Source organism: Burkholderia sp. 567, assembly GCF_040545115.1.
Classification (GTDB): Bacteria; Pseudomonadota; Gammaproteobacteria; order Burkholderiales; family Burkholderiaceae; genus Burkholderia; species Burkholderia ambifaria.
Genome location: NZ_JBEPLG010000015.1, coordinates 122850 through 135033, shown reverse-complemented (window position 1 = coordinate 135033; position 12184 = coordinate 122850). Strand labels below are relative to the sequence as shown.

At 64.7% G+C, this 12184-nt stretch carries 10 protein-coding genes, 1 tRNA gene and 2 riboswitches; of the genes, 3 read left to right on the top strand and 8 right to left on the bottom strand.

The window, feature by feature from the left end:
* Positions 1-61: 61 nt before the first annotated feature.
* A riboswitch (glycine riboswitch) is annotated at positions 62-195 on the bottom strand.
* Between the two features lie 32 nt (positions 196-227).
* Positions 228-331, bottom strand: a riboswitch (glycine riboswitch).
* Between the two features lie 112 nt (positions 332-443).
* From ABIC50_RS31725 to ABIC50_RS31715, 3 genes are all read right to left on the bottom strand, one after another.
* Positions 444-812 (bottom strand): hypothetical protein, encoded by a 369-nt coding sequence (locus ABIC50_RS31725; RefSeq protein WP_175665525.1) that lies wholly within the window; start codon positions 810-812, stop codon positions 444-446.
* A gap of 225 nt (positions 813-1037) precedes the next feature.
* On the bottom strand, positions 1038-2090 hold the full coding sequence (locus ABIC50_RS31720) for an oxidoreductase (protein ID WP_126226941.1): 1053 nt from the start codon (positions 2088-2090) through the stop codon (positions 1038-1040).
* Positions 2091-2387: 297 nt separating this feature from the next.
* Positions 2388-3110 (bottom strand): SGNH/GDSL hydrolase family protein, encoded by a 723-nt coding sequence (locus ABIC50_RS31715; RefSeq protein ID WP_354168704.1) that lies wholly within the window; start codon positions 3108-3110, stop codon positions 2388-2390.
* 280 nt (positions 3111-3390) lie between these two features.
* Between ABIC50_RS31715 and ABIC50_RS31710 the strand changes: the two genes are divergently transcribed.
* Positions 3391-5478 (top strand): UvrD-helicase domain-containing protein, encoded by a 2088-nt coding sequence (locus ABIC50_RS31710; protein WP_006751043.1) that lies wholly within the window; start codon positions 3391-3393, stop codon positions 5476-5478.
* Positions 5479-5566: 88 nt separating this feature from the next.
* Here the strand turns inward: ABIC50_RS31710 and ABIC50_RS31705 are convergent, their stop codons facing one another.
* Positions 5567-6475, bottom strand: coding sequence for a c-type cytochrome (locus ABIC50_RS31705; protein WP_011655658.1), 909 nt, complete (start codon positions 6473-6475; stop codon positions 5567-5569).
* Positions 6476-6727: 252 nt separating this feature from the next.
* Here ABIC50_RS31705 and ABIC50_RS31700 point away from each other — a divergent pair.
* Together ABIC50_RS31700 and ABIC50_RS31690 are read left to right on the top strand one after the other, a co-directional pair.
* Positions 6728-6803: transfer RNA gene (locus ABIC50_RS31700), tRNA-Arg, on the top strand.
* A 326-nt stretch (positions 6804-7129) separates the two neighbouring features.
* On the top strand, positions 7130-7456 hold the full coding sequence (locus ABIC50_RS31690; RefSeq protein WP_175723733.1) for a helix-turn-helix domain-containing protein: 327 nt from the start codon (positions 7130-7132) through the stop codon (positions 7454-7456).
* Positions 7457-7845: 389 nt separating this feature from the next.
* On the opposite strand, the gene ABIC50_RS31685 is transcribed toward ABIC50_RS31690, so the two are convergent.
* The 4 genes from ABIC50_RS31685 to ABIC50_RS31670 all read right to left on the bottom strand — a co-directional run bounded on the left by ABIC50_RS31685 (position 7846) and on the right by ABIC50_RS31670 (position 11885).
* Entirely contained in the window at positions 7846-9246 is a 1401-nt protein-coding gene (locus tag ABIC50_RS31685; RefSeq protein ID WP_354168703.1) for an RNA/DNA-binding domain-containing protein, read from the bottom strand.
* A 264-nt stretch (positions 9247-9510) separates the two neighbouring features.
* Entirely contained in the window at positions 9511-10623 is a 1113-nt protein-coding gene (locus ABIC50_RS31680) for a DUF3396 domain-containing protein (RefSeq protein ID WP_354168702.1), read from the bottom strand.
* A 9-nt stretch (positions 10624-10632) separates the two neighbouring features.
* Positions 10633-11361: a VRR-NUC domain-containing protein gene (locus ABIC50_RS31675; RefSeq protein ID WP_006751049.1), complete on the bottom strand. Its 729-nt coding sequence runs from the start codon at positions 11359-11361 to the stop codon at positions 10633-10635.
* Positions 11358-11885: a PAAR domain-containing protein gene (locus ABIC50_RS31670; RefSeq protein ID WP_354168700.1), complete on the bottom strand. Its 528-nt coding sequence runs from the start codon at positions 11883-11885 to the stop codon at positions 11358-11360. The genes ABIC50_RS31675 and ABIC50_RS31670 overlap by 4 nt, the downstream gene beginning before the upstream one ends.
* Between the last annotated feature and the right edge of the window lie 299 nt (positions 11886-12184).

The window sequence follows — 12184 nt, the reverse complement described above, 5'->3', positions numbered from 1 at the left end:
CGCGCGGGTCAGAACGGCCATGTGCCGACCGCCGCGGCCGTGTGCCTGCGAGCGATCCGGTACATGCCCCTCTGTCCTCGATACCTGAGAGATTGCGCTGCGGCCGTGAGCCTGCGAACGCGCGCCCCTTCGGTGGGCAGCTTGCCCGCGCCGCATGGGCGCAACGGGCTACTGCCGCTCTCCAGAGTGCGGGGAGTGCGGCCCGCGCAATGCGCGGACGGGATTCCCCGACGCGGTCGGTCCTTTTGCCTGAGAGTTTGCGGGTGTGCCCCTTCGGCGGCGCGACCGGCGTTCCTAGCTACGCGGTCACACGCTCTCCCGACGCGTGCGGGCGACTGTACGCGAGCGGGTGGGCGTTGTCAATTTGAGCAAAAGAATGTCGCTTCGCGACAAGCGACGGCGTGGGGCGCCGCCGCTTTTGCCGGGGCCGGCGGGCGCCGGCGTCACTCGCCGATCGCGCGCGCGGCCGTGTCGAGTTCCTGGTTCAGCACGCGCTGCTCGTCGCCGGACAGGCCGCCGTTGTGCTGGGTCGACATGTCGTTCGCTTCCTGGCGGATCACGTCGAGGCGATGGTGCAGCTGCGCGCCGTACGGCGGCGGGTAGTAGCCGCCGTTGACGCGCGTGTCGATCCGGCGGTGCAGGTTGTCGATCCGGCCCTGGACCTCCTGCATGCGGTCATTCGCGATGACCTGCGGATTCGGTCGCGGGGGAGGCGGCGGCGCCTGCCGGACCGGCCGCTGCGGCTGCACGACACACGCGGCGAGCGAGGAAACCAGGACGCAGCATGCCGCTGCGCGAATCAACCGTTGCATCACATTCTCCTGACGGTTTGGAGTCGGATCGACTTTTTGAGAAACGCGTCAGACCGGTCGACCGCTGACTTTCGTTCCCGCACCATTTGTAACGGAATGTTCGGGGCAGGGCGCCGTGGGGCTGACGCATGGCCGCCGCCGGCGTGCGGGGCGGCGCGCAATGGCGCGGATTGCCGCGAGATGGCGGCTTTGTGGCCGGAGCGGCATCGACCCGGCCGGCGGCCGTCAGACGATGCGGCGCACGAATGGTACCCGACGGCCTTCGTGCTCGCTCTGCGCGGCAAGCTCGATGATCGTCATCACGTCGACCGCGTCCTGCGGCGTGACCGGGAACGGTGCGCCGTCGTGGACCGACGCGGCGAGCGCGCGATAGAACTCCGCATACTGGCCGTCGAGCGTCGGCACCGGCCGCTCGACCTCGACCTCGCCTTCGAGCGTGCGCAGCACGCCGGGCGGGTTGCCGCCGCCGAACTCGACGTGGTCGGGCGTGAGGCCAGCCTTCAACTGGTCTTCCTGCGTATCGAGCCCGAACTTCTGGTAGCTGCCGCACGTACCGTGCAGCGTGAAGCGCGCGGGCTCGATCGCCGACAGCGCGCTCGCGTGCAGCGCGACGTCCTTGTCCGGATAGCCGAGCAGCAGATGCACGAAATCGGGCGCCGTGCCGTTGTCGCGGCGCGTCTTGACCGTCGCGCTGACCGTGTCCGGCAGCCCGAACAGCGCGAGCGCCTGGTCGATCAGGTGCGGGCCGAGGTCGAGCAGCAGGCCGCCGCCGCGGGCGGGCTCCTCGCGCCAGCGCGTGCGCGGGGTCGGCCGGAAACGGTCGAAGTGCGACGCGAAATACGTCAGCCGGCCGAGTTCGCCGGATTCGACGATGCGGCGCACGGTGAGGAAGTCGCCGTCCCAGCGGCGGTTGTGGAACGGCGCGAACAGGCGGCTGCGCGCGTTCGCGAGCCGCGCGAGCGTGAGCGCTTCGTCGGCGGTGAGCGTGACCGGCTTGTCGACGACGACGTGACGGCCGGCTTCGAGCACCTGGCGCGCGAGCGTGAAGTGGGTGTCGTTCGGCGTGGCGATCACCACGCAGTCGATATCGTCGAGGCCGAGCAGCGTATCGAGATCGGGGACGATGCGCGCGCCCGGATACGCGGCGCGTGCGCGATCGGGCTGCCCCGTCGCGATCGCGGCGACCTCGGTGCGGCCGCTCGCGGCGATCACGGGCGCGTGGAAGGTCGCGCCGGCGAAACCGAAACCCATCAAACCAATCCTGAGCAATGACGACATGGCGATCCCTGGCTGCGTACGAAACGAAAGGATGGCGCGCCGTGGCGGCGCGTGGATGACCGGCTATTTTGGCATGGCGCGGCGGCACGCATCGCGGCCGTCTGCAAAATGCGCGGGAGGAGGCGGCGGATGCGCGGTTGTGGCCGGCGTTTGGCGCGGCATCGGAAGGGTACTGGCGTGCGGTTGGTCGTGCGGCGGCCGCATGGGGTCGCCGCACGCAGGCCGTCAGCGTGTTGCGAGATCCGGCGCGCGCTGCCGCGGCGTGGCGGCGGCATGGGGGCGTCGGCCGGAAGGCCGTCAGCGTGCCGCGCGAGCCGGCGCCCGCTGCCGCGGCAGTGCGTCGGCCACTTGCGCGGCCCACGCGGCGCAGGCCACCGCGCCCGGATGAAAGCCGTCGGCCGCCATCAGGTGGCGCTCGAGCGGCAGCGCGACGCGCAGGAACGTGCAGTTCGGCTGGGTCGCGGCCCAGTCGGCGAGCGCGGCATTGAGCCGCTTCGCGCGCAGCCCCAGATACCACGCGAGCGGCTGCGGCAGCGCGGGAAAGCGCTCCATCGGCGGCACCGCCGACAGGATCACGTGCCCGACTTCGAAGCGCGCGGCGAGCAGCCGCACGAGCTCGGCCTGCTGCGCCTGCCAGCGGGCCGGCGGCACACCGCCCGTCACGTCGTTGACGCCGAGCGAGGTCACGGCCACGTCGAACGGCTCGGCCGGCTCGGTCGCGAGCCAGTCGACGAGCTCCCGCGTGGTCAGGCCGGTGCGCGCGAGCAGCTTCCAGCCGACCCGGTGGCTGGCTGCGAGCGTGCGCGCCAGCTGCCCGGACAGCGCGTCGTGCTGCGACGCGACGCCGACGCCTGCGGCGGCCGAATCGCCGACCACCAGCACGCGCAGCGGCGGGCCGTCGCCGGCCACGCCGTCGCGCGGGCCGGCCGCCTCGGGCAGCCGTGGCGTGACACGGCGCACGTGGCGCCCCTGGAGGAACAGCAGCGGGCCGAGGGCGGCGGTGGCGAACGGGTATCCCATGAAATCGATCCAGTAACGATGCTGGCGGGCGCAGCGCGCAGACGCGCCGACATGCGTCCATTGTGGCCGATCGGGCCGCGGATGGGGCCGGATTGGCCGATCGGACAGGGGACGAAACGGCAGCCTGCCTGCGCGATCCCCGTGCGGCGGGGTTCCCGAAAAGTGCGCCGCCGACGTGTTAACATGCGCGTCCTGCCCCGTGTGTCCGCCTGCATTCCAGGCCTGCCGCGCGCGGCATCCTCCCGGCGTCTCGCCGTCAACCGCAACATCATCCGCCATCATGTCCGCAGGCCTCAACCCCGCTCAGAACGAAGCGGTGCGCTACCTCGACGGTCCCTGCCTCGTGCTCGCCGGCGCGGGCAGCGGCAAGACCCGCGTGATCACGCAGAAGATCGCGCACCTGATCGAAGCGAAAGGCTTCGAGCCGCGCCACATCGCGGCCGTCACGTTCACGAACAAGGCGGCCGCCGAAATGCGCGAGCGCGTGTCGAAGCTGCTGGAGGGCAAGACGCTCACCACGCCCGGCAAGGAAGGCCGCAAGGTGCCCGTCAATCAGCTCACCGTGTGCACGTTCCACTCGCTCGGCGTGCAGATCCTGCGCCAGGAGGCCGAGCACGTCGGGCTGAAGCCGCAGTTCTCGATCATGGATTCGGACGACTGCTTCGGGATGATCCAGGAGCAGATCGGCACCACCGACAAGGGCCTGATCCGCAAGATCCAGAGCACCATCTCGCTGTGGAAGAACGGCCTGATCATGCCCGACGAGGCGATGACGATCGCGGCCAACGAGGACGAGCACCAGGCGGCGCTGGTCTACCGCAACTACGTCGCGACGCTGCATGCGTACCAGGCGGTCGACTTCGACGACCTGATCCGCCTGCCGGCCGAGCTGTTCGCGAAGAACGAACAGGTGCGCGACCGCTGGCAGAACAAGCTGCGCTATCTGCTGATCGACGAATACCAGGACACCAACGCGTGCCAGTACGAGCTGCTGAAGCAGCTCGCCGGCCCGCGCGCCGCGTTCACGGCGGTGGGCGACGACGACCAGGCGATCTACGGCTGGCGCGGCGCGACGCTCGAAAACCTCGCGCAGCTCGGCAAGGATTTCCCGAAGCTGCACGTGATCAAGCTCGAGCAGAACTACCGGTCGACCGTGCGGATCCTGACCGCCGCGAACAACGTGATCGCCAACAACCCGAAGCTGTTCGAGAAGAAACTGTGGTCCGAGCACGGGATGGGCGACTCGATCACCGTTACGCCGTGCAACGACGAGGAACACGAAGCCGAATCGGTCGTGTTCCGGCTATCCGCGCACAAGTTCGAGCGGCGCGCGCAGTTCCGCGACTACGCAATCCTGTATCGCGGCAACTTCCAGGCGCGAATCTTCGAGCAGGTGCTGCGGCGTGAGCGGATCCCGTACGTGCTGTCGGGCGGCCAGTCGTTCTTCGACAAGGCCGAGATCAAGGATCTGTGCGCGTACCTGCGCCTGATCGCGAACGCCGACGACGATCCCGCGTTCATCCGCGCGGTCACGACCCCGCGCCGCGGGATCGGCAACACGACGCTCGAGGCGCTCGGCTCGTTCGCGGGCCAGGCCAAGGTGTCGCTGTTCGAGGCCGTGTACATGGGCGGGATCGAGGCGCGGCTGTCCGCGCGGCAGGTCGAGCCGCTGCGCATGTTCTGCGACTTCATCCAGCGCCTGACCGATCGCGCGGACAAGGAGCCCGCGACCGTCGTGCTCGACGACATGATGGAGGCCATCCACTACGAGGCCTACCTGTACGACGCGTTTGACGAGCGGCAGGCCCAGTCGAAGTGGCAGAACGTGCTCGAATTCCTCGAATGGCTGAAGCGCAAGGGCACGAAGCCCGAGACGGAAGCCGTCGACGGCGAGGCGGAAGGGTTCCATAACGCGGACGGGCTCGCCGATACCGGCAAGAACCTGCTCGGCCTGATCCAGACCGTCGCGCTGATGTCGATGCTCGAAGGCAAGGACGAGGATCCGGACGCCGTGCGGCTGTCGACCGTCCATGCATCGAAGGGCCTCGAGTATCCGCACGTGTTCCTGGTCGGCGTCGAGGAAGGCATCATGCCGCACCGCGGCGGCAGCGAGGACGACGGCCCGATCGACAGCGAGCGGATCGAGGAGGAGCGCCGGCTGATGTACGTCGCGATCACGCGTGCGCAGCGCAGTCTGCATCTGAACTGGTGCAAGAAGCGCAAGCGGGCGCGCGAGACGGTCGTGTGCGAGCCGTCGCGCTTCATCCCCGAGATGGGGCTCGACGAAGCACCGCCGCCGACGCCGGAAGAAGCGCCGATGACGCCGAAGGACCGGCTCGCGAGCCTGAAGGCGTTGTTGCAGAAGTGACGTGCGCGGCGGCCTTCGATTCGGCCTCGGCAAAACAAAACCCCCGCGATGCGCGTGCACCGCGGGGTTTTTTTCTGGCCGGCAGGCGTTACTTCGACGCGTTGACCATGTAGTCGACGGCCGCCTTCACGTCGGCATCGGACGCGTTCGACCCGCCCTTCGGCGGCATCGCGCCCTTGCCGTGCAGCGCGTAGTTGTAGACGGTATCCATCGACTCCTTCAGGCGCGGCGCCCAGTCGTCCTTGTTACCGAACTTCGGCGCGCCGAGCACGCCGGCCGCGTGACACGCCTGGCACACCTGCGTGTACAGCGCCTTGCCGGCCGATGCGGCGTCGGCGCTGGTCGGTGCGGCCGCGGGCTTTTCGCCGGCCTTCGGAATCGCGGCGATCGCGGCCATTGCGGCGGCGGCTTGCGCGTTGGATGCGTCGGCGCCCGATGCGCCTGCCGTGGCCGCCGCGCCCGCCGCGCCGCTGGCTGCCGGCGCCGCATTGGCGGCCGGGGCAGCCGGCTCGGGGAAGTTCGCGCCGTCGTTGTTCGCCATGTAGACGATCGCACGGGCGATTTCATAGTCGCTGACGTCGTCGGGGTTGGTGCCGCCGCGCGGCGGCATCGCGCCCTTGCCGGACAGCGCCGTCTTCAGCAGCGTGTCGAAGCCCTGCGAGATGCGCGGCGCCCAGTCGTCCTTGTTGCCGACCTTCGGCGCGCCGGCGGCGCCCGTGCCGTGACAGGTCACGCACACGGCCTTGTAGACTTCCTCGCCGGTTTTGTACGTGCGGGGCGCGTTGGCGTCCTTCACGTCGACCTTCGCAATCGGTGCGATGCGCGCGGCGACCTGCTCGTCGGAGAGCGCGTCCGTGCCTGCGCCCGCACGGAACGCATGGTTGGCATAGGTGGCAAACAGGACGATCACGGCGATCGGAATCGCGAACGACGCAATGATGACGGCAATCAGTTGCCCGGGAGTTTTGACGGGAGATTCGTGGGGTGCTTCGCTCATGCTTGCCTCGTCTCCATTAATAGGAATTGTGAGCGCGGTGCAACGGCAAATGGCAGTCCAATGAAGCACGGACGATTATAGACGGAACGTTTACATCACGGCGAGCGGTGCGAAGGCGCGTGTTTACCCGCACGAAAGAGGGCCGGGTAGGGATTCGGGCGGGCACGGTGGACGCGTCATGGGAAACCGGGTATCCTTGCTGTCTTGCCAATGGTGGGCGGCCGGTTTATCAGGGTCAGTTCACTGTCACACGCGCCCGTAGCTCAATGGATAGAGTACTGCCCTCCGAAGGCAGGGGTTGCTGGTTCGATCCCAGCCGGGCGCGCCAAGTCTAGTAAGGCTCTCAGCGATTTCCACCCTTCGTCGCATTGTCTCGTTGCAGCTGAATTGCAGCTGGCACCGGCACGGGCTCGGCCGTCAGCGGCGTGACCCAAGGCGCTAGGTGATCGGCTGACAGGTGCGCATACCGCTGCACCATTTCCAGCGTTTCCCATCCCCCCAGCCGAGCTGACGAACGAGCAATGCGACGCGTTCGTGCAGGAATACCGGCGAATCGCGAATATGACTACCGGCTGAGGGTTGGCAACTACCGAGTCATATTCAACTGGGACGGTGAGATCAAGGTAGTCGAAATCGAGGGGGTAAAGAAACGCGATGAACTCATGTACTAACATCCAAATCATCAACGGGCCGGACGGAGCGCCGGCTTTTGTGGTGATCCCCTACGCGGAATACATGGCACAGCGCGACGAAGAGCGCGACCTGATTCCGCATGCTGTCGTCAGCGCAACGGTCGACGGGGCGACGCCCCTGCGCGCGTGGCGCGAGTACCTCGGGCTGACGCAGGCCGAAGTCGCGACGCGACTCGGCATCAGCCAGTCCGCCTACGCTCAACAGGAAAGCAGCGAGAAGCTGCGCAAGTCGACGCGCGAGGAGATCGCCGCCGCGCTCGGCATCACGGACGCGCAGCTCGACGTCTGACGAGCAGTCGGTCAGCAGCAAAAAGCCGCTAGGCACTCCGGTGCCGGCGGCTTTTTTTCGCCTGGCGTCATGCGTGACGCCGGCGCGCTCAGGCGGCCTCTGAGCGGCCGGTCGCCGGGGGGGCGCGAGCACGCGGCAGGCCGCTAACCGGCCTGCTGACGCGCGCCACGGTCCCCCGGGGGCCGGATCAGCGCTGGAAGATGGCGGCTGGGACCCGCGCGCGCAGTTGTGACCCCGCCCCACGTGCCCGCAAAAAGGAATGCTTTTTATGCACTCATACGCCCAGCGCCCGGGCCGGCCAGCACGGGCCGCGCGGCGATCGGCGGTCCGATTCCTCTATGCACTTTTATGCGCCTTAGTTATGCAGTCTGCCCGTTGTCGGCTGTTACCTACTCTCCGGCTTTGGCGCCATCTCCCTTTACCAGGATCCACTCGGTCTTGTTGCCTTTCGGAACCATTTCAAGGATTCCCGAATCCCGCAAGCTGTAGAACACATTTTTCATTGCGTTCTCTGACTTGATGCCAGTAAGTTCTCGCCCTTGCTTGTTCGTTATTCGGTCATTCTTCTTGATGAACTCAATGACCAATTCTTCGGGCTTCGCAAGCGGTGTGTGTGGAATTGTCACCACAACCGAATTTTCGACTTCCTCGATGATCGGATCCTTGAGTTTCCATTCCTTCATTTTTTGAAATGCGGTATTCAAGCCTTCACCCATATCTTTATTTGGTGCGATCTTGTAACGCGATAATGTGCGGACGATCTGTTTATTTCTCGAATACCGAACATCCAGGATATTATCCACGGTTACAAACCCCGGAAGGCGACCAGGGCTTTGCACTTCGATTCTATTGTCGAAAATTCGGATGTGAACGTCGTCCGATATCGAATAGTCTCGATGGATTATAGAATTTACTACAATCTCCCAAATCGCTTCTGGCGGATACGAAACCTTCTTTAGGCCATCGACGGTCCAAATGCTAATGCTTGACATAATGTTCGCGATTGCATCGACCACCGTTTGAATAAGCTGGTACGCCGGACCTTCATAAAGGTCCGACGATGCAAGGTGATCTCGCTCCGGATCGTCCTCCTTAGTCTCATAGCGAGTGATACGAACGCCGGCTCGAGTAGGTACCATTGCAGACGGATTGCCCGAAAATAGTACGAGTCCGCAGACCTTCGGGTCCCAAGTTTTAAGGTCGATTAGGTTTTCATTAACTGCAAAATTAAGGGCGTCAGTTTTAGGTGAGAAATCGACGAGGAAGCGCTGCATCTCTGCGGAATCTACAATCGCCTCTGCTGGAATATTGCGAACTGCAGTGTCTTCGAAAGAGGCAAGTCCTTTCGCGAATTTGAGCGCGACCAGTTTCTCCGCATCTTTAAGAGGAAGTGATTGCGCGCCTCTTCGAATGAATACTTCTTTTGCGGAGGTCTGATGGACTTGTGCACTTTTGTCGACGGATATCGAAAGCACATATCCTGGCAAATCTTTTGCGACGAGAAATTCCATCGAAGCCGGAACTTGTGGTGCGACATCATGCAGTGCTTGCAGCAATCCATTGAAGCTCTCGATGGAATCCATGCCGCGCCACCTCTTCTCCGGAAGAGGGTCAACTTTGTCGTCCTCGATGCCAATCAAAACGTCACCACCATCGGCATTCGCAAAAGCGACTAGGATCTTCTGCAGTCCGGCGCCAGATACTTCGGCCGACTTCTTGTCGAAAAAGTGGCCCTCCTTGCGGTTAATCAAAGCAATCGCCTCTTCTGTCGACAAGGCACGAGTGAGCATAGCGGTCTCCAGCGTGTGTATGTAATCGGTTATGCGGGCTCAGCGAAGCACTGTACATCTTATCCAGGCTGTGCGGCACCAGTCGGGGCAAGTGCCGTCCTAGCTGCGTTTCCGATCGAAGGGCGATCCTTGTGCGACAAGGCGGAGACGTCTGGGCAGTCGGTACTAGTGGGAACGTGATATTTCGCTAAGTCTTTGTTATTTTTAAATATTTCAAGTGCTTTGTAATTAACTAATGCATAGGCCCGGGCGAGTTGAGCAGCGTTACTCATCGTGCAGTTTCGGCGTTTTGTGCAGCTCGACCCAGAAGTCGTTGAGCTGTTCATCCGACACATCAAAGCGGCGCAGCCATCCCTCGGTCGCGACGACCGTATTGAGCAACGGCGCAGTGCTATCGAGCGTCCCGTCCTGCAGGGTATCGACCGAATCCGCAATGATCGGCTTCAGCGCGCGATTCAGAATGACGTACGCGGCCGGCGGCGAGACGGGGATTCCCGGTCCGTTGGACACGCCGGACTCTGGCGCGACGCCGGCCTTGATCAGTAGGCCGCCGTCACTGAATGGCTGCCGGGAGAACCAGTCAGGCGGAAGCATGAGCGACGATGCGCCGCCAGCCGCGCGAACGAGATCCCCGTCGAGCGCGTTCAGCCAGTCGACGGTCTTGATCTTCGTGTAGAGCTTGCGGATAGTCGACCGCATCGGATCGCCGATGTCGATGCCCGGCCCGAAGCGGCGCGCGTAGAAGTACTCACTGGCTTCGTTCGGCCGGCGCCCCATCGGGGGCACGTTCACGGCCAGGCCGCCGTGCCCGTGGACGGTCGGTAGATCCTTCGCGAAGGCGTCGAACAGCGCTTCGAACACGCCCGGTCGCTGGACGAGAAACGCACGCGGCACCGTGAAGGCCAAGCCGTCGAGCCCACGCTTGCGCGCGGCTTTCCCTTCGCTGAGCGCGAACACGGTAAATTCGTAGAACCCGGTGGCGAGCTTGTGCTCGGCGCTCGTCATCGCGACCGCGAGCGTTTCGTCGGCGGGCACGCGGGCTGCGATGCTCTCGAATCCCGGCGCCTTGTCGTATTGGGCCGGCTCTTCGCCCTCGACGTACAGCCAGCGCAGCGGACCCGATTTCGACGCCGGTTCGCCAGCGGCCGCCTCGAGCGCGTGGTGATATTCTTCGATCGCCGCGTTGTATTGCTTGAAGCAGCGCACCAGTGCCTGGCGCACGTCGGGGGCGAACCCGTTGCGGAAGTACAGCACCCCCCGCACGACCAGGGCGGCACCCGTGATTCCCTTGCGGTGCGCAGGTTCGTACAGGCCGAAAGGCATCGTGTCCGCACGGCGCGGATCCTTTGCCCAGGCTGCGATTTCGTCGTTTGTCATGGCGGCAGATTACAAAGCGGGGAGCGGCGGCAGAGGCATGGGCGGGAGCGGTGGAGCTCCCGGCGCACTGGTGCCGGTCCCGAACAGTTCGTCCAGGTCAGATTGTGAAGCGGTTTGCTTCGAGCGCGAAGTTTCCTTCTGTCCGTTGTCGTCGCCGCATCCGCAATCAGCAGCGCCGAGGTGGACGAACTTGGAAGGGCCGCCGGCAATTTCGATGTAGTCGTCCTCCTGGTCGGGGCCATACGCATCCCCGGGAAACTTCATCTCCACGACCGTCTTGATATTCGACTGCACCGGCGGCTGTGACGGGTCGTTCACGATGACGACGTCTGGCCGTCGGACGTCGCCTTTCTCGTACTTCTTGCCCTTGCTCGGCCACACGTCCTTGATCCACCCGCGAATCCCCGTATTGGGCTCGAGCGGATCGGCGTAGTCCATGATCGGCTCAGGCGGATCCGTCGTCATATCGTAGGGCTGTTCCGGACGGTATTCAGTCGGAACGCCCGTTTGCATCTTCGACACTTCGTTCGGCAGCCCGAGCCGCATCTCAACGCACCGCTGCCGCTGGATGGTCCCGGCTTTCGTCGCGACGCCAATGCGTCGGCACTCGCAGAACGTGTGGCACAGAACCTTGCGGTCTTTCGGCGAGAGCTTGGCTGCGCTTACGCCGACTTGGGTTGTCTGGCCGCCCTGGCTCATGCCCCCGGCGGACGAGCCCGGGGAGTAGCCACCGCTCATTCACTGCTCCCTGGTTGCTGGAACGACAGAGACGACGCCTGATGGCTGCTGAGCCAATCCGTGTGGCCGCTGGCATCAGTTGTGCCTTGGATCGTCTGGCCGTCCGCGGATGTCACCGTGTACGGGTGATTCGCGATCGGCGCGCGCGTCTTGTCGTCGACGAGCTGGAAACGTCCACGATACGCACCGTCATCCTGCGCGATGTTCTGCGCCAGAACGCTCTTACCAGCGCCGATCGAGCCGCCCGCGCCGGACGTCGGCTCTACCGTCGCCTGGCCCTGTGACGCGATCAGCGTTGCACCGCAGGCTGTCTTGTCGCCCTCGGTGGCCACCGCCCGGCTACCGAAGGTCATGCTGCGAACCCGGACGCCAACAATCGGATAGACGCCGCCGCACTTCGGGCACGACACCATGTCGCCTTCGAGAGCGAGCGGTTTGCCGAAGACGACGTTGGTCGACGTGCAGGCGAGTACCCGGCCGCCGTGGTCGGTCGTGTCGCCTTCGCGGATGAATGCTGAACTCATGTCGAATCCTCACAGGAAATCCGCGGCGACTGTAGCACGTGCTCCAGACACAACTATCCTGTAAGAGTTACCGGGGCGAAATGATGAGAGGGTTACAGCGGGGAAGGAAGTGCCGCAAACTGTTTCACGGAGCCTTGACCGATTCGATCCCAGCCGCGCGCGCTAAATGCCCTGATTCCAAGCACCGAACTTCCCGATCCGTTTTCCCCGAATTCGCTGAAGCGTTGAATTGCGCAATCGGCCAAGTCCGTGTGGCTTCCGATGTCGCGTCATCTCGTCAACGCCGTGGCATCCCGGCA